The sequence below is a fragment of the Pseudomonas sp. LBUM1668 genome (genome assembly GCF_059695715.1).
Map to the genome: position 1 here is coordinate 5208464 of NZ_CP166787.1, position 26943 is coordinate 5235406.

At 59.2% G+C, this 26943-nt stretch carries 25 protein-coding genes; 8 read left to right on the forward strand and 17 right to left on the reverse strand.

All coding sequences use genetic code 11. The features are described 5' to 3' along the window. Positions 1 to 68 precede the first annotated feature (68 nt). From ACA061_RS23440 to ACA061_RS23475, 8 genes are all read right to left on the reverse strand, one after another. Positions 69 to 1079, reverse strand: a complete 1011-nt coding sequence (locus ACA061_RS23440; protein WP_150602120.1) for a septal ring lytic transglycosylase RlpA family protein — start codon at positions 1077 to 1079, stop codon at positions 69 to 71. Then, the gene (gene mltB / locus ACA061_RS23445) at positions 1079 to 2089 is read right to left on the reverse strand and encodes a lytic murein transglycosylase B (protein WP_150602119.1); all 1011 of its coding nucleotides are present in this window, start codon (positions 2087 to 2089) and stop codon (positions 1079 to 1081) included. The genes ACA061_RS23440 and mltB overlap by 1 nt, the downstream gene beginning before the upstream one ends. Positions 2090 to 2106: 17 nt before the next feature. Then, on the reverse strand, positions 2107 to 3210 hold the full coding sequence (gene rodA / locus ACA061_RS23450) for a rod shape-determining protein RodA (protein ID WP_191627703.1): 1104 nt from the start codon (positions 3208 to 3210) through the stop codon (positions 2107 to 2109). Positions 3211 to 3241: 31 nt separating this feature from the next. Then, positions 3242 to 5137 (reverse strand): penicillin-binding protein 2, encoded by a 1896-nt coding sequence (gene mrdA, locus ACA061_RS23455; protein ID WP_150602118.1) that lies wholly within the window; start codon positions 5135 to 5137, stop codon positions 3242 to 3244. A gap of 10 nt (positions 5138 to 5147) precedes the next feature. Then, positions 5148 to 5615, reverse strand: coding sequence for a 23S rRNA (pseudouridine(1915)-N(3))-methyltransferase RlmH (gene rlmH / locus ACA061_RS23460; protein ID WP_007937439.1), 468 nt, complete (start codon positions 5613 to 5615; stop codon positions 5148 to 5150). Between the two features lie 9 nt (positions 5616 to 5624). Then, a complete protein-coding gene (gene rsfS, locus ACA061_RS23465) occupies positions 5625 to 6119 on the reverse strand; it encodes a ribosome silencing factor (RefSeq protein ID WP_042561254.1) in 495 nt (164 codons plus the stop codon). Between the two features lie 72 nt (positions 6120 to 6191). Beyond that, a complete protein-coding gene (gene nadD / locus ACA061_RS23470) occupies positions 6192 to 6914 on the reverse strand; it encodes a nicotinate-nucleotide adenylyltransferase (protein WP_224450915.1) in 723 nt (240 codons plus the stop codon). Beyond that, positions 6883 to 8154 carry a glutamate-5-semialdehyde dehydrogenase gene (locus tag ACA061_RS23475; RefSeq protein ID WP_497300119.1) on the reverse strand — a complete coding sequence of 424 codons (1272 nt, stop codon included), beginning with the start codon at positions 8152 to 8154 and terminating at the stop codon, positions 6883 to 6885. Before ACA061_RS23475 ends, nadD begins: the two co-directional genes overlap by 32 nt. A 177-nt stretch (positions 8155 to 8331) precedes the next feature. Between ACA061_RS23475 and ACA061_RS23480 the strand changes: the two genes are divergently transcribed. Further along, complete coding sequence (locus tag ACA061_RS23480) at positions 8332 to 9027, forward strand: DNA-3-methyladenine glycosylase (RefSeq protein WP_497300120.1); 696 nt, start codon at positions 8332 to 8334, stop codon at positions 9025 to 9027. Between the two features lie 113 nt (positions 9028 to 9140). Next, positions 9141 to 10457: a bifunctional DedA family/phosphatase PAP2 family protein gene (locus ACA061_RS23485; protein ID WP_150602114.1), complete on the forward strand. Its 1317-nt coding sequence runs from the start codon at positions 9141 to 9143 to the stop codon at positions 10455 to 10457. Positions 10458 to 10992: 535 nt separating this feature from the next. Here the strand turns inward: ACA061_RS23485 and ACA061_RS23490 are convergent. After that, complete coding sequence (locus ACA061_RS23490) at positions 10993 to 11193, reverse strand: hypothetical protein (protein WP_497300121.1); 201 nt, start codon at positions 11191 to 11193, stop codon at positions 10993 to 10995. Here ACA061_RS23490 and ACA061_RS23495 point away from each other — a divergent pair. The 3 genes from ACA061_RS23495 to ACA061_RS23505 all read left to right on the forward strand — a co-directional run bounded on the left by ACA061_RS23495 (position 11179) and on the right by ACA061_RS23505 (position 18516). Beyond that, a complete protein-coding gene (locus ACA061_RS23495; RefSeq protein WP_497300122.1) occupies positions 11179 to 12828 on the forward strand; it encodes a hypothetical protein in 1650 nt (549 codons plus the stop codon). The genes ACA061_RS23490 and ACA061_RS23495 overlap by 15 nt on opposite strands. A 110-nt stretch (positions 12829 to 12938) precedes the next feature. Further along, positions 12939 to 16421: a calcium-binding protein gene (locus tag ACA061_RS23500; RefSeq protein ID WP_497300123.1), complete on the forward strand. Its 3483-nt coding sequence runs from the start codon at positions 12939 to 12941 to the stop codon at positions 16419 to 16421. Between the two features lie 118 nt (positions 16422 to 16539). Next, complete coding sequence (locus tag ACA061_RS23505) at positions 16540 to 18516, forward strand: hypothetical protein (protein ID WP_497300124.1); 1977 nt, start codon at positions 16540 to 16542, stop codon at positions 18514 to 18516. A 55-nt stretch (positions 18517 to 18571) separates the two neighbouring features. Here ACA061_RS23505 and ACA061_RS23510 read toward each other — a convergent pair whose 3' ends face one another. The 5 genes from ACA061_RS23510 to ACA061_RS23530 all read right to left on the reverse strand — a co-directional run bounded on the left by ACA061_RS23510 (position 18572) and on the right by ACA061_RS23530 (position 21249). Continuing rightward, positions 18572 to 19150, reverse strand: a complete 579-nt coding sequence (locus ACA061_RS23510) for a hypothetical protein (protein WP_210554849.1) — start codon at positions 19148 to 19150, stop codon at positions 18572 to 18574. Positions 19151 to 19224: 74 nt separating this feature from the next. Continuing rightward, positions 19225 to 19455 carry a hypothetical protein gene (locus ACA061_RS23515; protein ID WP_150602109.1) on the reverse strand — a complete coding sequence of 77 codons (231 nt, stop codon included), beginning with the start codon at positions 19453 to 19455 and terminating at the stop codon, positions 19225 to 19227. Between the two features lie 114 nt (positions 19456 to 19569). Then, a complete protein-coding gene (locus ACA061_RS23520) occupies positions 19570 to 20160 on the reverse strand; it encodes an LON peptidase substrate-binding domain-containing protein (protein WP_497300125.1) in 591 nt (196 codons plus the stop codon). A gap of 10 nt (positions 20161 to 20170) precedes the next feature. Beyond that, positions 20171 to 20887, reverse strand: coding sequence for an LrgB family protein (locus tag ACA061_RS23525; protein WP_210554848.1), 717 nt, complete (start codon positions 20885 to 20887; stop codon positions 20171 to 20173). Further along, complete coding sequence (locus tag ACA061_RS23530) at positions 20887 to 21249, reverse strand: CidA/LrgA family protein (protein ID WP_150602106.1); 363 nt, start codon at positions 21247 to 21249, stop codon at positions 20887 to 20889. Before ACA061_RS23530 ends, ACA061_RS23525 begins: the two co-directional genes overlap by 1 nt. Before the next feature lie 180 nt (positions 21250 to 21429). On the opposite strand from ACA061_RS23530, the gene ACA061_RS23535 reads away from it, so the two are divergent. The 3 genes from ACA061_RS23535 to ACA061_RS23545 all read left to right on the forward strand — a co-directional run bounded on the left by ACA061_RS23535 (position 21430) and on the right by ACA061_RS23545 (position 24392). Continuing rightward, positions 21430 to 21885: a MaoC family dehydratase gene (locus ACA061_RS23535; RefSeq protein ID WP_150602105.1), complete on the forward strand. Its 456-nt coding sequence runs from the start codon at positions 21430 to 21432 to the stop codon at positions 21883 to 21885. A gap of 110 nt (positions 21886 to 21995) precedes the next feature. After that, positions 21996 to 23723 (forward strand): C13 family peptidase, encoded by a 1728-nt coding sequence (locus ACA061_RS23540; RefSeq protein WP_150602104.1) that lies wholly within the window; start codon positions 21996 to 21998, stop codon positions 23721 to 23723. A gap of 27 nt (positions 23724 to 23750) precedes the next feature. Then, positions 23751 to 24392, forward strand: coding sequence for an oxidoreductase (locus tag ACA061_RS23545; protein WP_150602103.1), 642 nt, complete (start codon positions 23751 to 23753; stop codon positions 24390 to 24392). 126 nt (positions 24393 to 24518) lie between these two features. Here ACA061_RS23545 and ACA061_RS23550 read toward each other — a convergent pair whose 3' ends face one another. The 3 genes from ACA061_RS23550 to mpl are packed head-to-tail and all read right to left on the reverse strand — an operon-like array spanning position 24519 to position 26789. Continuing rightward, positions 24519 to 24803, reverse strand: coding sequence for a YceK/YidQ family lipoprotein (locus ACA061_RS23550; RefSeq protein ID WP_497300126.1), 285 nt, complete (start codon positions 24801 to 24803; stop codon positions 24519 to 24521). Further along, on the reverse strand, positions 24796 to 25443 hold the full coding sequence (gene ubiX, locus ACA061_RS23555; RefSeq protein ID WP_150595227.1) for a flavin prenyltransferase UbiX: 648 nt from the start codon (positions 25441 to 25443) through the stop codon (positions 24796 to 24798). The genes ACA061_RS23550 and ubiX overlap by 8 nt, the downstream gene beginning before the upstream one ends. Then, the gene (gene mpl / locus ACA061_RS23560; RefSeq protein ID WP_497300127.1) at positions 25440 to 26789 is read right to left on the reverse strand and encodes a UDP-N-acetylmuramate:L-alanyl-gamma-D-glutamyl-meso-diaminopimelate ligase; all 1350 of its coding nucleotides are present in this window, start codon (positions 26787 to 26789) and stop codon (positions 25440 to 25442) included. Before mpl ends, ubiX begins: the two co-directional genes overlap by 4 nt. Between the last annotated feature and the right edge of the window lie 154 nt (positions 26790 to 26943).

The following is a 26943-nucleotide window of genomic DNA, read 5'->3' on the forward strand; positions in this document are numbered from 1 at the left end:
CTTCGACGAGCCAACAACCTGGTTCACCCCCCAATACCGCGGGTGAACCGTCAATCAAGTTCTACGTTTTACTCGGTGACCACACTTGGCGAACCAAGGTTGGCCAGGCGCACGCTGTTCTGCACCTGGGTGATTTCACCCGGCGAGCCGATCGGCCCCAGGCGAACCCGGTGCAGAGTCTGCTGATTGCGCACGATCGAGCTGATGAACACCGGAGCGCTCACCATCCCGCTGAGCTTCGACCTCAGCAGCTCTGCAGCGTCCGGGTTGGCGAAGGCGCCCACCTGCAGATACTGGCCAGACGCTGTTGCAGAAGCGTTTTTTTTTGCATCGATCTGCACTGGCACAACGGCCGCGGCGTGTTGCTGCGGCGGAGGGGTCCATTGCTCGACGGTGCCGGCCGACGCTGTGATAACCGGGGCGCTGTTCTGCGCAACTTGCGGCTCATTGAGCATCAACGGCGCCGGACGGCCCTTGGCGGCCCACCATTGCTGCGGGTCGATGCCCTCGACCTTGACCCGCGCAGTGCCGGTTTCGGCATAACCGAGTTTTTTTGCCGCCGCGTAGGACAAATCGATGATCCGGTCGGAATAGAAAGGACCGCGGTCGTTGACCCGCAGAATCACTGTGCGGTTGTTGTCCAGGTTGGTCACCCGAACATAACTTGGCAGTGGCAAAGTCTTGTGGGCGGCGCTCATGCCGTACAGGTCATAAACCTCGCCATTGGCGGTGTTCTGCCCGTGAAACTTGGTGCCGTACCAGGACGCCGTGCCGGAAGCGACGTAGGTCTTCGATTCCTGGATCGGGAAGTAGGTCTTGCCCAGCACCGTGTACGGGTTGGCCTTGTACGCACCGGTGTGCAGGGTTGGGGTGGCATCGGGGATACGCGAAACATCGACATCCCACCACGGTGCGCCATCTTTGTGCGCGCGGTTGATATCAAGAACCGGCTGCTTGCGCACAGCGGTTGTGGGCGCCTTCTGAGTCGGGGTACGGCTGGTCGAACAACTGGCAACCAGTACCGCCAACGCAGCAAATGCCACCAACTTCAGGGGTTTATTGTTAGGCAATGCCCGCATTACTTGACGCCCCGTGCTTGTACAAGCTGTTCAGACAGTTGATGTACGGCCATGGCGTACATCACGCTGCGGTTATAACGCGTGATCGCGTAGAAATTCTTCAGGCCCATCCAGTATTCGGGGCCGTTCTCGCCTTCAAGGCGAAATGCCGTAACCGGCATATCATCGCGCAGCGCATCATGACTTGACCAGCCCAGCGCCCGCAACTGCGCGACAGTCTTTGTCGGCTCGATACCAGTGGTCAGGCCTTCATCGGCCTGCTCGCCACGGACATCGGCGCGGCTGACCACCGGTTCGCCGGCGACCCAGCCGTGACGCTTGAAATAACTGGCGACGCTGCCAATCGCATCATCCGGGTTGTTCCAGATATTGATGTGGCCGTCACCGTCGAAATCCACTGCATAAGCGCGAAAGCTGCTCGGCATGAACTGCGGCAGACCCATCGCCCCGGCGTATGAACCCTTGAGCGTCAATGGATCGACCTGTTCTTCGCGCGCCAACAGGAGAAACTCACGCAGCTCCTTGCGGAAAAATTCGGCACGGGGAGGATAGTCGAAACCGAGCGTCGACAAGGCATCGATCACCCGATAATTGCCGGTATTACGTCCGAAAAAGGTCTCAACGCCGATGATCGACACGATGACTTGTGCCGGCACGCCGTATTCCTGCTCGGCACGGGCCAGCGTGGCCTCGTGCTGACGCCAGAAATCCACACCTCGCGCAATGCGCGCGTCAGTGATGAACATCGGGCGGTATTCTTTCCATTGCTTGACCCGCTCGGCAGGTCGGGAGATGGCGTCGAGAATCGCCTGTTTACGCTGAGCCTCGCGAAACACCCCCATCAGTTGCTCACCGGCGAAACCATAGTCGCGGGTCATTTCACCGACGAATTCGGCCACCTGGGGTGAGCCTTCGTATTCGCCGGCCAGCGCTTCCTGCACGCTGCCAAGGAGGCCAACCAGGCCAACCCATGGCGCGCATCGAGTCGCCCAGCCACGCATTACTTGCATTGAACTCTTCACCTTATTCAAACCTGTGCGATCCACTTGCGATGGGTATGGATCGACATCAAAACCCCAAACGCTGACAGCAGTGTCACCAGCGAAGTTCCTCCGTAGCTAATGAACGGCAATGGAACCCCTACAACCGGCAACAGGCCACTGACCATACCGATGTTGACGAAAACATAAACAAAAAACGTCATGGTCAACGCGCCGGCGAGCAATTTGCCGAACAACGTCTGCGCCTGAGCGGTGATGACCAGACCCCGACCAATCAACAGCAAATAAATCAGCAACAACGCGCAGATGCCCACCAGGCCGAACTCTTCGCCGAGCACGGCAATGATGAAGTCGGTGTGGCTTTCCGGGAGGAAGTCCAGGTGCGACTGGGTACCGAGCAACCAGCCCTTGCCGAATACGCCGCCGGAACCGATCGCTGCTTTCGACTGAATGATGTTCCAGCCAGTGCCGAGCGGGTCGCTTTCCGGATCGAGGAACGTCAATACGCGCTGCTTCTGGTAGTCGTGCATCACGAAGAACCACATCGCAACCGACACCGGAATGGCCGCGGCCAGCACGCTGACGATCCAGCGCCAGCGCAAACCGCCCATGAACAGCACGAACGCCCCGCCGGCCAGAATCAGCAGCGAAGTGCCGAGATCCGGTTGACGGACGATCAGCGCAAATGGCACGCCGATTAACATCAGGCTGATGCCAACATGCTTGAGCTGTGGGGGCAATGTCCGCTTGGACAGATACCAGGCAATGGTCGCTGGCATCAGGATTTTCATGAATTCCGAGGGCTGGAAACGGATCACACCGGGAATGTTGATCCAGCGTGTGGCGCCCATGGCGTTGTGACCCATGATGTCCACCACCAAAAGCAGCAGCACGCCGATCACGTAGCCGAGCGGCACCCAGCGCGCCATGAAACGCGGTTCGAACTGGGCGATGATGATCATCGACACCAGACCGATACCGAACGAAGTGGCCTGCTTGCCCAGCAGATCCCAGCTCTTGCCACTGGCCGAATACAGCACGAACAGGCTGCCGGCAGCCAGGATCAACAACAGGATCAGCAGCGGCCCATCGATATGCAGTCTTTGCAGCAGCGTCGCGCGGCGGCGCATCACATCCTCACTGGAGAGCATGCGATCAAAGTTATTCATCACGGGCCGTAGCCTCCGCACTGGTTGGGCTGGCGTATTCGGCCTTCAAACGTCCGTCCTGACCCAGAAGCCAGGCGTCCATGATCTGACGCACCACGGGCGCGGCGACGCCGGAACCGGACTCACCGTTCTCGACCATCACCGAAACAACAATTTTCGGGTCATCTGCCGGAGCGAAACCGACGAACAAGGCGTGGTCACGATGGCGCTCCTGAACCTTGGAGCGGTCGTACTTCTCGCCCTGCTTGATTGCCACGACCTGGGCCGTACCCGACTTGCCAGCAATACGATATTGCGCGCCAATGGCCGCTTTACGCGCGGTACCCCGGGCGCCGTGCATCACTTGCTGCATGCCGTGGTTGACCTTGGCCCAGTCAGACGGATCGCGCAGGATAATGTCCGGTATCGGATTTTCGTCCACCGGCTTCACTCCTTCGAGGGATTTAGCCAAGTGCGGCCGGTTCCACACGCCTTTGTTCGCCACCAGCGCCGTGGCCTGAGCCAGCTGCAGCGGGGTCGATTGCATGTAGCCCTGGCCGATGCCGAGAATCAGCGTTTCGCCCGGGTACCACGCCTGTTTGCGAGTCGCGCGCTTCCACTCGCGGGACGGCATCAGGCCGGGAGATTCTTCGAACATGTCCAGCGAGACCTTCTGGCCGATGCCGAACTTGTTCATGTAGGCCGACAACCGGTCAATGCCGAGCTTGTGGGCCAGGTCATAGAAGTAGGTGTCGTTGGACCGCATGATCGCCGTGTCGAGGTCGACAAAGCCGTCGCCCGTACGGTTCCAGTTACGGTATTTGTGATCGTAGTTGGGCAGCATGTAATAACCCGGGTCGAACACCCGGCTCGACGCTGTCACCACACCCGAATCGAGGCCGGCGATTGCCACGGCTGGCTTGATCGTCGAACCCGGCGGATACAGGCCGCGCAGCACGCGGTTGAACAGTGGCCGGTCGATGGAATCGCGCAACTCGGCGTACGCCTTGAAGCCGATGCCGGTGACGAACAGGTTCGGGTCGAAGCTCGGCTGGCTGACCATCGCCAGCACTTCCCCGGTCTTCGGATCGAGCGCAACCACCGCGCCACGACGACCGCCCAGCGCAAGTTCGGCGGCTTCCTGCAATTTGATGTCCAGGCTCAGGACGATGTCCTTGCCGGGAATCGGATCGGTACGCTTGAGTACACGCAGAACGCGGCCCCGAGCGTTGGTCTCGACTTCTTCGTAACCCACCTGCCCGTGCAGTTCCGGCTCGTAGAAACGCTCGATGCCGGTCTTGCCGATGTGGTGGGTGCCGCTGTAGTTGACTGGGTCGAGGGTTTTCAGCTCTTTCTCGTTGATCCGCCCCATGTAACCCACCGAGTGCGCAAAATGCGCACCCTGCGGATAGTGACGGACCAGTTGCGCAACGACTTCCACGCCCGGCAGACGGAACTGGTTCACCGCAATCCGGGCGATCTGTTCTTCGCTGAGTTCGAACAGGATCGGCACCGGCTCGAACGGCCGGCGCCCCTGGCGCATGCGCTTCTCGAAGATCACCCGGTCTTCTGGCGTCAGCTCCAGCACCTCGACGATCACGTCGAGCACTTGCTGCCAGTCGCCGGAACGCTCGCGGGTCATGCTCAGGCTGAAGCTCGGCCGGTTGTCCGCAACCACCACGCCGTTGCGGTCGAAAATCAACCCACGGGTCGGCGGAATCGGCTGCACGTGAACACGGTTGTTTTCCGAAAGCGTCGAGTGGTACTCGTACTGGATCACCTGCAAGTAATACAGCCGCGCAATCAACACGCAGATCAACAGCACGACTGCAATGGCCCCGAACACGACGCGGCTACGCACCAGGCGTGCGTCCTTTTCGTGGTCCTTGATGCGGATCGGCTGAGACATGAGGGCAGGATTACTTGTGGTAAGGGTGACCGGACAGCACGGTCCAGGCACGGTACAGCTGTTCGCCGATGAGGATCCGCACCAGCGGATGCGGCAAGGTCAGCGGCGACAACGACCAGCGCTGATCAGCGCGGGCACAGACTTCCGGCGCCAGCCCCTCGGGGCCGCCAACCATGAAGTTGACCGTGCGCGAATCCAGCCGCCAACGGTCGAGTTCGACCGCAAGCTGCTCGGTGCTCCAGGGTTTGCCGTGGACTTCCAGCGTGACCACCCGCTCGTTCGGCCCGACCTTGGCCAGCATGGCTTCGCCTTCCTGGCGGATGAAACGGGCCACGTCGGCATTCTTGCCACGGGTATTGAGCGGTATTTCCACCAGTTCCAGCGCCAGCTCGGACGGAAGACGCTTGGCATATTCATGCCAGCCTTCTTCCACCCACTTGGGCATGCGTGAACCGACGGCGATCAGTCGCAGTCGCACAGCAATCCCTTACAGCTGGTCTTTGTTGAGCTTGGTGAAATGCTCGTGGGTGTTTTCCGGGCTGTGGTGCTTGGCGTCTGCCGCACGGCTTTGCTCGGCACCGGCCCACAGGCGCTCCAGGTCGTAGAACTGACGCGCCGAGGCGGTCATCATGTGCACGATCACCAGGTCGAGGTCGAGCAGCACCCAGTCGCTGTCGCCCTTGCCTTCTTCGCCCAGCGGCTTGGCGCCCTGCTTTTTGACTTCTTCGCGAACCTTGTCCAGCATCGCGTTGATCTGGCGATTGGAAGTACCGGTGGCGATGATCATGTAGTCAGTGATGCTCTGCTTGTCGCGAACATCGATGATCTGGATGTCTTGCGCCTTGACGTCTTCAAGAGCGGCAACAGCAAGCTTGACCAGTTCGTCGCCTTTGAGCGGCTCGTTGGTGTTGGCCACTTCCGGCAACGGCGCGCTTTTGAATGTGCCTTTACGTTTTACTTTAGGTAGGTCTTTGTCAGTCATATAAAACTCGTTTTGCTCATATATTCGGCGGCTTGGCGACACGTGGATTCGTATCAGTTAAGCACGCCTTGTTCAGTTCGACGCACGATACAGACCGTGCGCATCGATGTAGGCCAGGACCGCGTCGGGCACCAGGAAACGTACCGACTTACCGCTGGCCAGCAGTTGACGGATCTGGGTGGCAGAGACCGCGAGCGGTGTCTGCCAGACGAATGCAATCTGTCCGCTCGGCCCTTTCAGGGCCAGCGGGTCGCTCACCGAACGCGCTGCCAGCAGGTTGCGCAAGGCATCCGGCGGTTCGCTGTCGGCGTCCGGGCGCTGTAGCACCAGGATGTGGCAATGCTGGAGCAACTCTTCCCAGCGATGCCAAGTGGGCAGGCCGCAAAATGCGTCCCAGCCCAAAAGCAGAAAAACCTGGGTCTCGGCGGCCATTTCGGCACGCATCAACTCCAGGGTATCAATGGTGTAGGACGGTTTGTCCCGCTGCAATTCGCGGGCATCCACCACCAGCGGCGGCACTCCTGCCACCGCGCACTCGACCATCGCCAACCGGTCCTGCGCCGACACCTGCGGCGTACCGCGATGCGGCGGGCGCGCGCTCGGCGTCAAACGCAACTCATCCAGCCCCAGCGCTTCGGCGACTTCCAGCCCACCGCGCAAATGGCCGATGTGCACCGGATCGAACGTGCCACCCAGTACGCCAATGCGCCGAGGACGGGGTTCGCTGCCGGGCGCCGGCGTTGTCAGGTCGAGGTTGGTCAAGTCAGACCGTCGCCTGGCCGCGCAACTGGCCATCACCGACCACGATGTACTTCTCGCAGGTCAGTCCTTCGAGACCCACCGGGCCGCGGGCGTGCAGCTTATCAGTAGAAATGCCGATCTCGGCACCCAATCCGTATTCAAATCCATCGGCGAAGCAGGTCGGGGTGTTGATCATCACCGACGCCGAGTCGACTTCAGCCACAAACCGCCGGGTGTCAGCGAGGTTTTCGCTGACGATCGAGTCGGTGTGGTGCGAGCCATAATGGTTGATGTGTTCGATCGCCTGGTCCAGACCATCAACGACGCGGATCGACAGAATCGGCGCCAGATACTCGGTGCTCCAGTCTTCTTCGCTGGCAGCCACGGCATCGATGATCGCCCGGGTGCGCTCGCATCCACGCAGCTCGACGCCTTTTTCGCGGAACTGCGCCGCCATCGACGGCAGGAAATCCTTGGCGACCGCTTGATCGACCAGCAGGGTCTCCATCGCACCGCAGATGCCATAACGATAAGTCTTGGCGTTGAACGCGATGCGCTGGGCTTTTGGCAGATCGGCGTGGGCACTGACGTAAACGTGGCAGATGCCGTCCAGATGTTTGATCACCGGCACGCGGGCATCGCGACTGATGCGCTCGATCAGGCCACGACCACCGCGCGGTACGATCACATCGACGTACTCGGGCATGGTGATCATGGCGCCAACGGCGGCACGGTCGGTAGTTTCAACCACTTGCACCACGGCAGCAGGCAGTTCGGCTTCGGCCAGACCGCGCTGGATGCACGCAGCAATCGCACGATTGGAATGAATCGCCTCGGAGCCGCCACGCAGGATGGTCGCATTGCCGGACTTCAGGCACAGGCTGGCGGCATCGATGGTCACGTTGGGCCGGGATTCGTAGATGATCCCGATCACACCCAGCGGCACGCGCATCTTGCCGACCTGAATCCCCGACGGACGAAAGCTCATGTCACGGATCGCACCGACCGGATCCGGCAGCGCAGCCACCTGACGCAAACCGACGATCATGCCGTCGATGCGCGCCGGGGTCAGTTCCAGACGCTCCAGCAATGCAGGCTCCAGACCACTGGCGCGACCGGCAGCCAGATCCTGTTCATTGGCTGCCGCAAGCTCGGCGCGAGCCGCATCCAGAGCATTGGCAGCAGCCTGCAAGGCGCGGTTTTTCTGCGCGGTGCTGGCACGGCCGATGACCCGGGAAGCTTCGCGGGCGGCGCGACCCAATCGGGTCATGTAGTCAAGAACGGACTCAGTCATGGTCTGCTGGGGTCTTGGCAAAGAGGAAAGCGGCAGATTATAGCTGTCGCGTCCCGGGACTAACAGCGGTGACGGGCGGATGGTCGAAATGGACTACAAATTGCCAACGTTCAGCGGTGATTAAGACTCAAATTGTTATCATCGCGACCTCTTCAGCCTGGATAAACGTTGCCTGCCATGTCCAACCTGACCACTCCCACCCAAGCCGAACGCCTGCCACAGGGACTTGCGGACAGTTTTTTCGACCGTGACGCGCAAACACTGGCGCAGGATCTGCTCGGCAAAGTCATCCGCCATCGGGTCGGCGATCTGTGGCTGAGTGCGCGAATCATCGAAACCGAAGCCTATTACTTCGAAGAAAAAGGCAGCCACGCCTCCCTCGGCTACACAGAAAAGCGTAAGGCTTTGTTTCTGGATGGCGGCCACATCTATATGTATTACGCACGTGGCGGCGATTCGCTGAACTTCAGCGCGCAGGGGCCGGGCAATGCCGTACTGATCAAATCGGCTTATCCGTGGGTCGATGAAATCAGCGGCCCGGCGAGTCTGGCGCAGATGCTGTTGAACAATCCTGATGCGCAAGGTCGGCCGCGGCCATCGCAGAAGCTCTGCGCCGGGCAGACTTTGTTGTGCAAGGCGCTGGGTTTGAAGGTGCCGATGTGGGACGCCAAGCGTTTTGATCATGAACTGCTGTTGGTGGAAGATACCGGGCCGGCGCCCACGCACATTATTCAAACGACGCGTCTGGGTATTCCCCATGGCCGTGACGAACACCTGATGTACCGCTTCGTCGACGCCGCGTATGCGCAGTGGTGTACGCGGAACCCGCTGCGTCGGGGTCAGGTCGAAGGTCGCGACTATTTCCTGCTGTAACTAAAAACCCCTGTAGGAGCTGCCGAAGGCTGCGATCTTTCGCTTTGAAGATCAAAAGATCGCAGGCTGCGGCAGCGCCTACAGGTGGCAATCATTGAAATGGAGTTTTTGGTATGGGCCCATGGCTCGATAGCGTGACCGGGTGGCTGGCGGCCAATCCAGAGTGGCTGGCCGTTGCGGTATTCATTGTGGCGTTTGTCGAATGCCTGGCGATTGCCGGTTTGATTGTGCCCGGCACGGTGTTGCTGTTTGCCGTCGCTGCACTGGCCGGCAGCGGCGCACTGTCGTTGAGCGAAACCCTGCTGCTGGGTTTTCTTGGCGGCATTCTCGGCGATGTGATTTCGTACTTCGTCGGTCGACATTTCCACCAGAACATCCGCAGACTGCCGGGGCTGCGCCATCATCCTGAATGGATGAGCGGCGCCGAAAGTTATTTCCAGCGCTACGGCATCGCCAGTCTGTTGGTCGGACGCTTCATCGGCCCATTGCGGCCAATGCTGCCCATGGTCGCCGGGATGTGCGACATGCCCTTTCCGCGTTTCGCCGCCGTCAGCCTGTTGGCCGCCGCTGGCTGGAGCCTGGCCTACCTGCTGCCGGGCTGGGCCACTGGTGCGGCATTCCGTCTGCCGCTGCCCGAAGGTTTCTGGCTTGAGGCCGGGATCGTTGCTGGCGCCATCGCGGCCATGGTCGGCCTCAGCGTAAACAGCAGTTTGCGCCGCCACCGCCGGGCAACGGTGTGGATCAGCAGCATGAGCCTGTTGATTCTTATTGGTCTGTTTATTGGTTATCCGTATCTGAGCGCGCTTGATCAAGGCGTGATGACTCTGGTGCAGGAACATCGCCAACCGCTGCTGGATGAAATCGCGGTCACCCTCACGCTGATCGGTGAATTCCGCAACATGTTGCTGTTCAGCATCCTGCTCACCGTTTTGCTGCTGCTGTGCCGGCAGTGGCGTCAGGCGATCTTCGCCGGCAGCACCCTCCTCGTCACGGCACTGGCCAATACCGGAACCAAAATGTTTTTTGCCCGGGTACGCCCGGAAGTGCTGACCGATCCGATTACCAGTTACAGCATGCCCAGCGGCCACGCCTCGGGCGCGTTCGCGCTGTTCCTGACCCTGGCCGTCCTCGCCGGACGCGGGCAGCCGCCACGCATGCGTCTGACATGGCTGTTGATCGGCTGCATTCCGGCCCTGTCTATTGCGCTGTCGCGGGTTTACCTCGGCGCACATTGGCCAACGGACATTATCGCGGGCGCGATGCTGGCCGCTGGCGTATGCGCGGCGAGCCTGTGGCTGAACCAACGCCAGTCGCCGCTCCCGGCGATGCCGTTCAAGGTCTGGTGGCTGATACTGCCGGCGATGGTGGCGCTGTTTGGCTTTTTCGTCCTGCGTCATTTGCCGCATACGCTGTTGCGTTACGCCTATTAAGCTCGCTGCTTAATTCGACATACCCTCTCCCCCCACTCACTCTCCGAGGATTCTTCCGACGAGAGTGCAGCCAACTTCTTATTTAAACTTACCTGTTTTCCTGCACAACTTACCCCGCACTGCCTCGCATCACCCACAATCAATTTCAAGTTACATATCCAACTGAATATATCCCCTCACACACCTTCCAACCCCGACGATTTCATTTAGATTGGGCGAGCAAACCCGCCTGAAACTTTAACTTCAGTACATTCAACCAATACAAACTTGTATTACATCCATAGTTAATACAAAAACATCACCCCCGCCTCGGACACTATAAAAATTTTAAACAAGTTTAGTCCCCACGGAATAATCAATGAGCCCGAAAATACCCAGAAAGCCGTCAGCATCCACAACGGACAGTGCCAACCCCGCCGCTCGACCGTCCATAGATGCCCAGTTGCTCTCGCCATCCACCTCAAGATCGTCATTTACAGCGAACATCTCCAATGAGCCAAATCACTTCACGGCGGCGCACGTCCACAGCCATGCATTACGCCAACCCGACATAGTCGTCAGAGAAATACCCGGCAGCAGAATTGCCAATGCAAGGACAGACAACTCGATCAGCCGGTACGGCCTGTCCACCGAATTCCTGCGGGGCCTGCAAGCCGCCAATGCGGACGGTTTCCGCTTCATTGTCGGGCGCCGATTCGTCGACATCGAACATGACGGCGCAGTGTTGACTGCACATGTCCAGTTCGATGAAAACCTGGGCACCTGTCAGGCGAAACTGCTGACTGAACGAGTAGCTTCCGGGCCGCATCTGCTGAAAAATGCCGAACGTCCAACCTGGCGCCTCGCCACACCGGCCGCCGAGGCGCTGGCACAGGTTTCGCCACCCAAGCGCCCGGCCGCGACGGATGACGTTCAGCCAGGCCTTGCGCCCAAACGACCACGCGGTTCCGGGAGCGGGACCAGGGTTCGGCAATTTCTTTACGACGCCTCCAGACGATCTCCCGACGCGCAAGGTTATTTCGAACTCTCGCCCAGGAATACATGGGATCAACACCCGACAACGTTTGCATTCAAGGCAAGCGGTGGCGACTGGATTCTGGTGGATGCACCGCAGGGCGGATTCGGCGCACAGCCCACTCATCTGCAACGCTGGACCGACATGGAAATCTGGGAGCTGTACGGCATTCACGGCGAGGACATCAGACACTTTCGCAGCGAAGCGCAGACACTCGGCAAGCCGCCGCAATGGGTCGAAGCCGATGTAGCGCGCAACGCCACGACCGACCTGCTGCGCAATGCCTTTCGCTGGCTGAGTCCAACCCTCGACGCGAAGGCACGCGCGGCACAGTTGCAATCCTACAACTTGTTGCCGAGCCAGTTGCTTCAATTGCAGTTGCACTTGAAAACAGATCTGAGCATTCCGCAATGGGTGCTCGCGCACAAACAGCGAAGCGAAGACCTGAGCGATCCCCAGAGCCTGACGAAATGGGGTGAGGCTTTGATCAATGAATTGAGTCTCAAACGTGGCAACGGGTATCACTGGTATGACCCGGAAACATGCATGACCAGCGCGTTTCGCGAAGCGCTTCTACTGAAAATGGGTTATCGGCACAACCTCAACAACTGCCTGTACCGCACTGACGTGCCCGCGTTGTTCAGAGGTGATGATCGCACTCCGTTCGAACTCGCGAACGACGATGCGATGCTCCCTCGTTATCACCACCAGCGAGGAGGCACCACCCACAAACCGCTGAGCGCAACCTTCAGCCTCAATGAGGCCCTGATGTATGGCAGCGCTCCGGATCCGGAATACCTGCTGTACAACACTCAAAAGAACAAATATCCCGGCAAAAGCGCCGCTGTAACAGACTCGGACAACCACTCAAGCGACAGTGACAGTAGCGCATCTTCCGACTGGTCGGATGCAGATAATCCGGTCTCCCTCGATAACGAGCGCAACTATGAAACGGTTCGCGAACGACAGTCTGAAATGTTCATCTACGCGCTGGATACGCGAACCCTTGAAGTCGTGCCAAACCAGGAAAACCGCTTGTTCAACTGGTCGGCACAGGACACCGGTGCCAGGTTTCCCGACGATGACTTTGAAGGTTTGATTTCAGTAACCCGCTCGGGTCTGGACAGCGACCGGATCTGGTTGCTGAACTCGTCACTGACAAAAGGCGCAGCAGTTCAGGACATTGCAGATATGGCCGGCGATAGCGCCGGATACATCGAGCGAAAAACGCATGCGGGGCATGCCACCCAGCATGAATACGATCGACTGATCGATGAAGCCGAGGCAGCGGGACGGCCGATACTTTCACTGTCCGGCAACAAAACCGAGTGGGGCGATGACATCCATTGGCCTTGAATCAAAACGTCAACTGACACACTAGTTGATACGCGCCACGCAATACGATTGATTACTTTTTTGTTCATCCACCGGTACGGAAACCGGCGTATTTTTCAAGGATTGAAACCGTGTCAAAACTTATCCAGCCCGCTATTGAACTACTCGCTTACCGCCCCCTTCAAGTAACGCCTATTACCAGTTCGGCCAACAGCCATGCACCCCGAATCGAGCCCCCCAGCGCTGCAGTGGTAACGCCGGGCAAAGTCGATAAATCCACCCCGCCCACGCTCGAATCCCTCGACAAGCGCCATGGCCCGCTAACCCTTGGCAAGTTCACGATTTCCCGGGTTGAGCTGGAGGCCATGGGCGCCAGGATCGGCGGGCAAAATGTCAGCCCGCAGAACGTCAATATCAAGGTGGCTGACCAGGCGTTTCTCGATTCCATGAGCTTCCACCCGGCCAAAGTCCTGGCCCGCATGGCCTCAGCCGAGATAGCCGACGCCAGCCTCGTCGGCACCCTGATGTTCGAGATCGCCACCTTGCGTTCGGTAGATGCACCGCCGCTGATGGTCAGCGCGGATCCGATCACTCCCGGCAGTTCAATGGAACGCCTGGACAAACTGACCCGTGCGGCGCAGCAGATCGATATCCACCGCGTCGATTCACTCGACCACTTGCCGGGCTGGATCAACAGGAGCAAAAGCTACCTCACCAGCGGCGCTGGCGTTGGCCTGCAAGCTTACGGAATCTACAGCGGGCTCATGGGGATAGTGGACGCCGTCAAGGTTCGCGACTGGGGCGAGGCAGCATTCAACGGTGGTTCCGTTGTGGCTGAAGTCGAATCGTTGATTATCGAGCGCGGCTTGAGCATAACGGGTGAAAAGATGCTCAGAAGCGGTGGCATGGTATTCAACCGCTTTCCCGCCACCTCTGCCGGTAAATTCCTGTCCCGCGGCGCCGGCCTGTTCGCCAGCGCAATCACCTTGCCGTTCGACATCATCAGCGCCGTCAAATCGTTCAACGCAGCGGCCACCACCACCGGCAAGGAACAGCAGGACCATTACGTCGCCGGCGCTACGGCCGTGGCCGGTGCGACCGTCAGCATTACCTTGGGCATCGCCGCTCTGGCAGGTTTTGGCAGCGTCGCCGGCCCGGCCGGCCTCGTGGCTGCTGCCGTGCTGATCCTTGGCTCCGAAATTTATCGGGCGGCAAGGGTCGTCGACGACATCGATGACTACATCGAGCTGACCGCCCTTGAGCGCCTGCGCTCCGGCTGGTTTGCCTTTACCCGGCAGGAACTCGACGAAGACGTCATGGATCGCTTCAAAATCTCCAAATACACCGCCGACTACACCAGGCTGCTGCAGACCTCGGCCCAGGCACTGCTCGAGGGCGCCTACAAGCATTACGTGGCCCATGTGGTCAACGGCAGCTTCAACGTCGAGCTCGAACCGGTGAAAGTCTGGCGCTACCAATGGGACGCGGCGAAAGGCGAGAAGCCGTACAAAATGGACAAGGAAACCATCGTTGTCGAGGGCAACGACATCATCGACGCTCGCGACGGGCTGCCCGCTGACCTTCAGGGCGTGGTCACCGGCACCGCCGACGCGGACAAGGCCGTGTTGTGGAACCTGGGCGCGGGTGATGATCAGGTCACAGGCGTCAAGGCCAGGCCCAATCTCTTCACTTACAAGAAAGGCATCAAGCTTCTGACCGGTGGCGACAAGGACGATACCTTCTACTTTGAATCGGCCGCCAGTGAGCTCGACCGAGGTACTCCACCGGCGACACTGAGCATGATCGACGGCGGTGAAGGAAGTGACACACTGACCTTCGAAGGCGCCCGCCCTCCCGGCGATACCCGCTACGTGGGTTACGACGTGAATCTGCAGACCGGCAAAGTTGCCCTGCGCAGCCACGATGCCACGGTCGATCCGGTTGACGTCGCACAAGTCAAATCCGTGGAAAACGTTTTGACCCTGCGCAATGGCTCGAACCGAATCACTGGCAGCGACGGCGACAATCAAATCTCGGCCAATGGCAGCGACCAGGTCATGGCGGGCAGCGGAAACGATGTGATTGCCATTCGCGGCACGGATTGCCGGGTTGACGGTGGATCCGGAATGGATCGCTACATCATCCCGGCTACGTCTACCCGACCGGTGATAATCGACGACGGTGAGGAAGTCAGTGTCATCGAGTTCACCTGGGCGCTGGAGCGGATTCAGCGCTGGCAGATCATCGGCACCTCGATGGTGATCACTTCATTGCATGGACCAGACGGCGAAGACCTCGATCATGAGCTGACGATTGAAGCGGTGTATCAGCAAGTCGACAGCAAGCGCGTGCTGAAAAACAGCCGGTTGCTGTTCAAAACCCAGGATCGTTATGAGCTGGAAGCCCTCTTGCCGCTGGAACTCAATGACCCCGCTGATCACGACTTCGAGTGCCGAGTGATCGTCATCGGTGATGCACCTCCCGCGCCATACATAGTCAACAGTGATTCCGCGGCCATTTTCACGCATCCGGCCGTGCACCATTTCGCTCCCCGCTCCGGCCAGCGGATCAACTTTTTCGCCCCCGCCAACAGCCCTGCCGCCGCGAAAACCCTCTATCTGGATTACGACGCATGGGAGATCCATGACGTCAGGGTCAGCTACGACGTGACGGTCACGCGCAATGACGCCGGCGTTCGCTATCTGCGCTACGAACAGATCAACCTCTGGATTTTTCTGCCGTCGAAAACGCTTAACTTCACCGGCGTCATAAAAGCCACAAGCGATCCACGCGGCTCAACCGGTATCAACGGCATCAAGACCACCATCGTGCAAGTCAGGCACCCGGTTGTCCTGATCATGCGCGATGGAACCTCATACAACGTCGCGGCACCTCGCGTGCCTTACCGCGAGGACGCCGACACTCCTGGCGCCAAAACCCTTACCGCTCGCGAGTGCCTGAAACTCAGGCACGGCAAGTACAAGTTCGTAAGACCGGGGCTGCTCAAGCCGTTCTTGTTGAAGGCCACTCCCCATGAAATCAATTTCCCTGCTCTGCCGCACAATGGCACTTACGTCCTTCACGGCCAGGCCTCGACTTACGATGTCTATCCCGTCAGCAACAGCACGTTCAGCCTTGTAACGCCGGGCGCTGTTGCGCAAACGTCCAATGCCTCGACATGGACGATATTCACGACAAAAATGCACGAAAAGGTCACCCGCAACGACATCCGCCTGGACGCGAAAAATCTGTACATCGGCAGCGTCACGATGCTACTGCCGAATATGGAACACGAAGGCCCGGTGGAATCCATCAGCGTGGCGACGTCTGCCGGTAACATCTACGCCGTCGAACTGTTGTTCGACCTGCTGCAACTGACCGTCATCGATGCCCGGGGTTACGCGAACCTGGCTGAACTGCTGGCAGATATCCGCGCCCACCGCGATCGTAACGAGTTGTCCACCACCGTCGTGGTCAAACATCTGGACGTCACACCCGCGATCAATGGCACCGTGCACTACCACTCAGCGCAGGATTACTGGGGTGTCGACACGAACCCGACCCTACGCATCGCAACTGAAAACCTGACCATAAAGCCCAGTAAGGCCACCTGACCGCAATTGAGCAGAACGAGCACCAGAACAGTTCGGGATGACGTTTACCTGCATCCCGAACCTGTTTCATTCAGCCAACGGACCGGCTGATTCACACAAAACCGAAAGGACACAACTTATGCGTAACAAGCCTAAAAACCCTCGGCTCTCACCGGAGCCCGCTACCCCCGGCCCTTCGACCTCTCGACCACATTCGCCCGACGATGGACGAAGCGATCTGGACTTCACCCTGCCCGGCCGCGTCCGGGCCGACGCTGCTGAAATTTCATCAGGCGTGACGAGCGACAACCTCACACCAGGCACCTCGCACGGCAAAGCCAGTGTGTCAGTCACGCCCATGGACGCTTCCGCCACGACGCGTCCGGTAGTAGGCCAATCACCGCTGCAGCCCTACGTTCAGATGCCTTCGAGCAAGTTGTCCTTGCACGATGTCGACGGACTGCGTTCGTACAAAGGCAGATTCTTCGCCGACGTTGCCAGCGATGATGCCCAAACCGGCATCGAAACGGTGATGGTAGTGTTCCACGATGCAATGAAAGCCTATCGGGCGAAATTGCCCACAGAGCGGGCCCCTTCCGGCCCCCCGCTTTATCGCATTGCCGACACCAACACCTGGAGTTCGCAAAAGCCGATCGCGTACTACGAAAACAGCAGGGATCGCGTGTACTTCGCGCCTAATCCTGCCGATGCCCAAGGCTACTATGCCGTCCACGAACGACTCACTCCTCAGCACGATGCTCCCTACAGCTATCTCCCCGAATACGAGATGACAAACAGGGCCATCGGTTTCGCCCTCAAGGATGCCCGCGCCAAACTGGTCCGGGTCGACCCACTTGAGGCCCGGGGAGATCCGTCAGTGCCATTGAAGCTTGCGCATTGGACCGATGGCGATATCTGGAGTGCGTACCGCTTGCGGGAGTCAGAGGCCTTGGTTTTCCGCAGTGAGGCAGAAGCTCAGGGGCGCCCGCCCACCTGGGCAACACGCTTCGAAGACCCGGATACCCACCAGTACCTGACCCATTCCTTGCGCTGGTCCCATCCGCACAAATCCCCGGCCGAACGCACAGAGATCCTGCGATCCTACAATTTGACCATCGCCCAACAGAGCAGACTGCGAAAGGACATGGAACACGGTGTGTTTCCGGAATGGGCCGAGCAACACAAGCGACTGACGCAGAGTAACGACGATCAGCGTTTCAGCCAGATTGCCGCAGAGCTGGATCCGTATATTCTCAGGTTGCGAAATGAAGGCCAGCGTCTGAGGAACGCGCTACCCAATGTTGAGCTGCGTTACGAAAGCGAGTTTCTGGAAGGCTATCTGAAGCGCGCAGGCTATAAGCGAAATATGCACGGAATGTTATACCGAACCGACATCGCTGGCATGTTCCGCGCCGATCTGCGCACGCCCTTTGAACTGGCGCGGGACAAACGCCTGTTCAGACTGAAGGGCAACGACCCCGAGTCGACGACCAAATTGGCTTTTAGCACGACATTCGGTCTAGACGACGCCTCGAATTACATGGCATTCGATTACTATTCCGAACCTCGGCGGTACAACAGCCAGGCCAATCGGTATCCGGGAGATGCCAGCTCTGACAGCGATTCGTCGACAGGATCGCGCTATGGTACTGGGAACGAATCAGATAATTCGTTTGAATTGGATTATTCGCGTGACTATCCATTGCGCCGGCGCAATCAGGGCCTGAGCTTTCTTTATGTCATCGACACCCGCGGCGTCGAGGTGGTACCCCAAGCAGAAAACAGGCATCTGGGTAACATGGATTTTGAGGGAGATCCAATGGAAGGCCAGATATCAATGCCCTCACGAGGAATCAGCGCCGAGAGAATCTGGCTGGTGCACTCGGACAAACGCCGGGCTGCGCGGGTTGAGGATATCTTTCGAGCAGCCGGAGAGAATGCTGAGGCTATCGAGCAAGCAACGTGGGATGGAACTGTCTCTCGTCACCCTTCTCCCTACGACGATCTGATAGAGAAAGTCGCCAGCTCAGGCGGCGTTATTCTGGACTTGCCGAAGGGTACGGAAACTTTCGCCAACGACATCATCTGGCCTGTTCCCGAGCACTACCGCCCTTGATGCAGTAACCCCTTGAAAACGCGCTATTCATCACCGCGATGAATAGCGCGTCTTATCATGCGACGAGGGGAAGTTGATCAATGATCTTGAGTACAAAGGTCACCGGTTTATTATTAAAAGCATTATGCCCCGTGATATTGGGATCAACGCTTTTAAAGATATTCATTCTATCGGCTGTACTTCGATACAACGGCTTCTTGTTTGATTCGCTTTCAATTCCGATATAAAGCGGCCCAGGCTCAAGATCGCTGGATACTGCACGTAGCAAACCCGCCTTGCTGATCGAAAACAACTCGCCGCGCTCTTCCTGACCCGCCAGCACATTGCGCGTGGAACTTTCAATGACCAGCCGCGCACCGTCGTGAACACCGCGCAATGCAATAGTGATCGCGAAGCTGTCACCGTGGGGCGTAAAGGTCAGCAACAATGGCTTGTCGTCTTCGTGATCGGCGAGAGTGAGAAAGCTGGTCTCGCGGTTGTCCGCCAGTGCCGCCTCCACGTCCAGCTTTTCACGCCGGGTGATGCGCGGATCGCGCAGGCGCAGGCGCAAACGTTGCAGATTGAGCACCACCGGCAGACCATCGACATATAGATTTGCGGTAAAGGACTTGTTTTCTTTTTTATTCGTAGACATGTAACCACCTCTGTGCGGGCGCCCGCCGTCAATAAACTCTGCACGGCAGACCGTGGCGCACATCACAAAATAATTCAGGCCATTGGGGCTGCAACCACAGATTCGGCGGTCGCGGTCACTCGGGGGATATCGCCAGCAGGAATTTTGGCGGCTTTACGTTTGCGCCGTGCGAGCACCATCATGTCGGAGTAAGTAGCAGCGGCATCAACAATATATTTGGCGTTATGATCCATGCCGGCATTCTTGAGAATATATTTACCGGCAATGTCGTCCCAGAAGCCCCATTCATCTTCGTAAACAGTCATGATTTATTCCTTATTATCATTCAAGTCACCCGCGTCCTGCGGGCAACTTGAAGTTAAGTCAAAGAACGCTTCACGACAATGCTGGCAAGTGCCAGTATTTAATTCAAATAACAACTACGCAAATAACTCACCCTGCAACTCATCGAGCAAGGCCTGAATGGCATCGAGGCGCTGCTGGGGATCGTCGAGTTGCAACAGGTCGATCTTGTCCTCCTCGGCAAACGGCAACAGGTAGGCCAACTGATTGGCCAATGACTGCTGGCCAACGGCTTCGGTGCCCATGTTCAACGCTTCGACCATCGGGTGCTCGGCCAGCGCCTTGAGCAGCGCCACCAGATCGGCGTCTTCGTCCTGCAACGGTTGCTCGGGTTCGTCGTCCAGCCACTCGACGTCGGCGAGGATCAGCTGGTCGCGCTGCACTTCGGTGCGCAATACATGGAAGCGCCGCCCGCCTTGCACGCGAATGCCCAGCAGGCCGTTGTCCTGCTGCTGGAAATCGGTGATCCGCGCTTCACAGCCCACCAGCGCATAACCTGCGGGGGCGACGCCGACTTCATGGCCTTCAAGAATGCACACCACGCCAAAGCCACCGCCCTGCTTCATGCAGCGGCCAATCATGTCCAGGTAGCGCGCCTCGAAGATCTGCAAGTCGAGGTTGCAGCCGGGAAACAGCACTGTGTTCAACGGAAAAAGCGCCAGACTCATAGACATTTCCTTACACCACCATCGACACCGCCAACGGCAGGAACACCGCCGTGGCCACGCCCATCAGACTCATCGCCAACGCCGCGAAGGCACCGGTCTCATCACTTTCCTGCATCGCCACCGCCGTGCCGACGGCATGCGCGGTCATGCCCAGCGCCATACCGCGTGCTTCGGGGCTGTGCACGCCGAGGCGGGTCAACAGTGTCGGGCCGAAGATCGCGCCGATGACCCCGGTGATCAGCACGAACACCGCCGCCAGCGCCGCGACGCCACCGATCTGCTCGGCCACCAGCATCGCAATCGGCGAGGTCACCGATTTCGGCGCCATGGTCATCAGGATCATGTGATCAGCGCCGAACCACCACCCCAGCAACACGCCCATGCCCGTGGCGACCACCCCGCCTATCACCAGCGTAGTAAAAATCGGCCAGAACAATTGGCGAATGCGCCGCAGATTCAGATACAGCGGCACCGCCAGCGCCACCGTCGCCGGCCCGAGCAGAATGCTGAGGATCTCGGTGCTCTTGCGATACTCGGCGTACGTCAGGCCGCAGCCGACCAACACGCCGATCACCAACAGCATGGAGACCAGCACCGGTTGCAGAAAGATCCACTTGGTTTTCTCGAACGCCGCCAGCACCAGTTGATAGGCACCGAGGGTGATACCGATGCCGAACAGTGGATGGTGAATCACCGACGTCCAGGCGCCGTGCCAATCGAAGAACATCAGGACTCCTCCGACGGCGGCGCGTGACGCTTGACCAGGCGTTGCATCAGCACACCGGCAAAGGCCATCGACAGAATCAGCGACACCACCAACGCGCCCACAATCGCCCAGAAATCTGCAGCAATGGCCGAGGCGTAAACCATTACGCCCACTGCCGGCGGCACCAGCAATAACGGCAGATAACGCAGCAGGCTGCCGGCCGCCAGATTCAGCGGCTCGCCGACTTCACCGCGAATAATCAGGAACACCAGCAACAGCAGCAGACCGATGATCGGCCCCGGCAGCACCGGCAAAAGTAAATGATTAAGTGCCGTGCCGAGCAATTGGAACAGCACCAGCAGGGTCAGGCCACGTAACAACATCTGACATCTCCAACAAAAAGCGCCCGGCATTATAAGCACGCCTGCGCTATGGATCGGCATTCGCCAAAAGCATGGTCGGTTGACCTGAGCAAATTGCCATGATGATCTACAGTGGTTCGCAGGGCGGTCAAATCCCCCACCTGAAAAACTATAAAACAGATGAACCCAAGGAGAGTCTCAATGCCCTATGTTCCAGTTGCAGAGCTCAAAGATTATGTCGGCAAGGAACTCGGACGTTCCGAATGGCTCACCATCGATCAGGAACGCATCAACCTGTTCGCCGAAGCCACCGGTGATTATCAGTTCATTCATGTCGACCCGATCAAAGCCGCGCAAACGCCTTTTGGCAGCACCATTGCCCACGGTTTCCTGTCGCTGTCACTAATGCCCAAATTGATGGAAGACATCCTGATCCTGCCCGAAGGCGTGAAGATGGTCGTCAACTACGGCCTGGACAGTGTGCGTTTCATCCAGCCCGTGAAGGTCAATTCGAAAGTCCGACTCAAGGTCGACATGGTTGAAGTGACCGAGAAGAAACCTGGTCAGTGGCTGCTCAAAGCCACCGCAACACTTGAGATAGAAGGCTCGGACAAACCGGCCTACATCGCTGAACCGCTGTCGCTCTGCTTCGTTTAAGCGCCGGGATGCGAACCGGCGCACGCTGTTTCGCATCCGCTCCCCTTCAGCGGCTGTATAAGGTCACATAGCTGCGGCATACTCGGTCGCCTAATTGCCCGGATCCCGCTATGCGCTCACTCGCTTGTCTTGCACCCCTTGCCTTGACCCTGTTGCTTGCCGCTTGCGGCGATGGCGAATCGCTGTTGCCCCCGGATGCGCGCCTGCCGGACGGCGGACGCTATCGCGGCGAGTTGGTCGATGGCTTGCTGCAAGGTCAGGGACGTGTCGACTATCCCAACGGCAGTTGGTACGCCGGGCAGTTCGACAAAGGGCAGTGGCATGGGCAGGGCGAATGGCATGGCAGCAATGGCGAGATTTATCGCGGCCAGTTCCAGCAGGGTTTGTTCGACGGTCAGGGCAGCCTGACCACCAATGCCAGCAGTTACACCGGCGGCTTCAAACAGGGCCGGCGTGACGGCGAAGGTACATTGAAAGAAAACGCCATGACCTACCGTGGCGAATTCAAGGCTGATCAATATTCCGGGCTCGGCCGTCTCGAAATGGATGACGGCAGCTCCTATCAAGGCCAGTTCGCCCACGGCAAACCCAATGGCGAAGGCCAGCGCGGTGATTCCAGCGGCAACTCGTTCACCGGTCATTTCGTCAACGGTCAGCTTGAAGGCAACGGTACGTTCAACAGTGCTGACGGCGACATCTATGTCGGTGGCTTCAAGAATAACCAACTGCACGGTAAGGGCCGCTACGAAAACGCTGACGGCGACGTCTGGCTGGGCCAATTCAAGGAAGGCGCGCTGACCGGCAAGGGCGAACTGATCGGTGCTGACGGCAGCCATTACATCGGTTCGTTCAGCGACTGGCGCTTCAGCGGCCAAGGGCGCTTGAACCTGTCCGATGGCAGCTTTTATATCGGCGGATTCGACAACGACAGTTACGCCGGACGCGGCACACTGGTGCTGACTGATGGTAGCGTAATGAGCGGCACCTGGATCAACGGCCAGCGCGTGCGCGACGCCGATGGCAAGTTGCTGCCCGACACCCTCGAACTCGGCTTGCTCGCTCAGGGCCGTTTGCTTGATGAGGCATTGGCGGCGATTCCGCCCTCCACGCCTGCGGTCGAGCTGTACACCCTGACCCTCGGCGGCGACGGCAAGCAGAGCGTGTTCCTGCGCGAATCCGACTATGTCGCCAACATGCTCAATACGCGTTTCGGCGCGCATGGCCAGATCCGTCTGGTCAACCACCGCGACCACCTCGGCGACCGGCCGATGGCCACGCGCGAGAACCTGCGCCGCGCTGCACTGACCCTAGCCGAACGCAGCGGCCCGGAAGATTTGCTGTTCATCTACCTGACCAGTCACGGCACCGCCGAACACGAACTGGTGCTCGACCAGCCGCGCATGGAACTGGCCGACCTGCCCGCCGACGAACTTGCCGCCGTGCTCGCACCGCTGAAAAACCGCGACAAGATCATCGTGATTTCCGCGTGTTATTCCGGCGGCTTCATCCCGGCGCTGAAAGACGAACGCACGCTGATCATGACCGCCTCGCGCGCTGACCGCGTGTCCTTCGGGTGCTCCGAAGAAGCCAACTTCACCTACTTCGGCGATGCGCTGTTCGCCCAGGCACTGAACCAGACCGACGATCTGGAGCAAGCCTTCAAACTGGCCAAGGCTACCGTCGCCGAGCGTGAACTGGCGGACAATTTCGAAGCCTCGGAGCCGCAGATCTGGGCACCGAAAACCGTGCTGTCGCACTGGCAGCAACTGCGTAAACAGCAAGCGCGAAAAGCTTTGCAAAGTGCTGCGTTGAACGACGGAGCGACAAAGAGCAACTAAGCTGAACAGTATCAAGGGAGAGACACTATGTACTTGACGCCTCAGCACGTATTGCTTGCCGGAGCCACCGGTTTGACCGGTGAACATCTACTCGACCGTTTGCTCAACGAGCCAACGATTTCTCGCGTCCTCGCCCCTTCCCGTCGGCCACTGGCCGAACATCCGCACCTGGAAAACCCGGTCGGCGACCCACAGGCATTTCTGCCGCAGCTCAGCGGCCGCGTCGACATCGCCTATTGCTGCCTCGGCACCACCATCAAGCAGGCCGGCTCGGAAGCTGCGTTTCGCGCCGTCGATCTGGACATGGTAGTGGCGTTTGCCAAGCGCGCGCGGGAGATGGGTGCGCGGCATCTGATCGTGATCAGCGCCATCGGCGCCGATCCGAAATCCTCGGTTTTCTACAATCGGGTCAAAGGTGAAATGGAGCAGGCATTGCGCGCGCAAGACTGGCCGCAACTGACCATTTGCCGGCCGTCGCTGTTGCTTGGTGAACGATCAGAGCCACGCTTGGGCGAACAGCTTGCTGCGCCGTTTTCGAAGTTGATTCCGGGTAAATACCGGGGGATCGAAGCGTGCCAACTGGCCCGGGCGATGTGGCGGTTGGCGCTGGAAGAGCAGGATGGGGTGCGGGTGATTGAGTCGGATGACCTGAGGAAGTTGGGCAAATAACGTTGTGGTGTCCGGGCCGGCCTCTTCGCGGGCAAGCCCGCTCCCACAATGTTCTTCAGCGAGCACAGTATTGGTGAACGACATCGAAACCTGTAGGAGCTGCCGAAGGCTGCGATCTTTTGATCTTTACAACCCGCCAGTCGCCTGAAAACTCACGCCTATCACCGTCAGCAATGACAACGGCAACAACAGCGTATCGAGCAAAGCACTCCCCGGCAGATCCACCCCCGGATAACTCGGCGCCTCAGCCCCGAATCGATCCATCGCACAACACCCGCCATTCAACGCATACAAATCCAGCCGTGTCCCGGAATACACCACCGGCGCCCCCGGTTTGGCCGCGTCCAGCGTGCGCGCAGTGGCGCACCCGCCCAGTTGCAGCGCCAGCACAATCGCCAGCAGCTTATTCATCGCTGCTCAGATGATGCTCGCCCCAACGCGGCAGCATGTCCTGGGGAATGCCCAGCAGATTGAGAATCCGCGCGACGACGAAATCGATCAGGTCATCGATGGTCTGCGGCTGGTGATAGAAACCGGGTGAGGCCGGCAGAATCGTCACGCCCATGTTCGACAGCTTGAGCATGTGCTCCAGATGAATGCTCGAATACGGCGCCTCGCGCGGCACCAGAATCAACTGGCGACGTTCCTTCAAGGTGACGTCTGCAGCGCGTTCGATCAGGTTGTTGCAGGCCCCCGTGGCGATGGCCGACAGCGTCCCGGTCGAGCACGGCACTACCACCATCGCCGCTGGCGCACCGGAGCCCGAGGCCACCGGCGACATCCAGTCTTCCTTGCCGTACACGCGGATCTGCCCGGCGGCAGCCCCGGTGTATTCGGTGAGGAACGCCTGCATCATCTGCGGCTTGGGCGGCAGCGAGACGTCGGTCTCGGTGGCCATCACCAGTTGCGCGGCTTTGGAGATGAGGAAGTGCACCTCGCGATCTTCCCGCACCAGACAATCAAGCAGGCGCAAACCGTACTGCGCGCCCGAAGCACCGGTCATCGCCAGCGTGATGCGTTCCGGTCCGCCGTTCTGCGAAAAAGTGTTCATTGCAGCGCCTCGGCGAGTTTGCCGTGCAGACCGCCGAAACCGCCGTTGCTCATGATCACCACGTGAGTGCCGGGCTGAGCCTGGCTTTTCACGCGTTCGATGATGCCCTCCAGCGTCTCGCTGACAATCGATGGCACTTTGCACAGCGCAGCGGTGGCGGCCAGATCCCAGCCAAGGTTGGCCGGGGCGTACCAGATCACCTGATCGGCATCGTTCACACTGTCCGGCAAACCGTCACGGTGCGCGCCGAGCTTCATCGAGTTGGAGCGTGGTTCGATGATCGCGATCAACGGTGCATCACCGATGCGCTTGCGCAGGCCATCAAGCGTGGTGGCGATCGCAGTCGGGTGATGGGCGAAGTCGTCGTAGATGGTGATGCCGCGTACTTCAGCGACTTTCTCCATTCGGCGTTTGACGTTCTTGAACGCGCTCAACCCGGCGATGCCCATCGATGGCACCACGCCAACATGACGCGCAGCCGCCAGTGCAGCCAAGGCGTTGGCGACGTTGTGCTGGCCAGTCAATTCCCACTCGACCGTGCCTTGGGACACACCTTCGAACATCACTTCAAAGGCCGAGCCGTCTTCGCTGAGCAATTTCACCTGCCACTGACCGCCAGCGCCGGTGGTTTGCACCGGGGTCCAGCAGCCCATCTCGATTACCCGCTGCAAGGCAGGCTCGGTGGTCGGATGGATGACCAGGCCTTCGCTCGGAATGGTGCGCACCAAATGGTGGAATTGCCGCTCGATGGCCGGCAGATCGGGGAAGATGTCCGCGTGATCGAACTCAAGGTTGTTGAGAATCGCGGTGCGCGGGCGGTAGTGCACGAACTTCGAACGCTTGTCGAAGAAGGCGCTGTCATACTCGTCGGCCTCGATCACGAAAAACGGCGTACCGCCCAGACGTGCGGACACCGAGAAGTTCTGCGGCACGCCACCGATCAGGAAACCCGGGCTCATGCCGGCATGTTCCAGCACCCAGGCGAGCATGCTGCTGGTGGTGGTTTTGCCGTGAGTACCGGCAACAGCCAGTACCCAGCGACCTTGCAGCACGTGATCAGCCAGCCACTGCGGGCCAGAGACGTACGGCAGGCCTTTGTTCAGCACATATTCCACCGCCGGATTGCCGCGCGACATGGCGTTACCGATCACCACCAGATCCGGTGCCGGATCGAGCTGAGCTGGATCGTAGCCCTGCGTCAGCTGAATGCCTTGGGCCTCGAGCTGCGTGCTCATCGGCGGATAGACGTTGGAGTCGGAGCCGGTCACGTGATGGCCCAGCTCTTTGGCCAGAACCGCCATCGAGCCCATGAAAGTCCCGCAGATACCCAGAATATGAATGTGCATAGTCGACCTCGTAAAACATGGCCGCAGGTTAGCGTAGGGAGGGGGAAATCGCACTCTTTAGGTGATGGGGCGGGATTGGTTGGGCGCAACATTTCGGTATGGCCCAGGATTGCTACCCACCCCAGCCCTCTGCCGGAGGGAGAGGGTTAGGGTG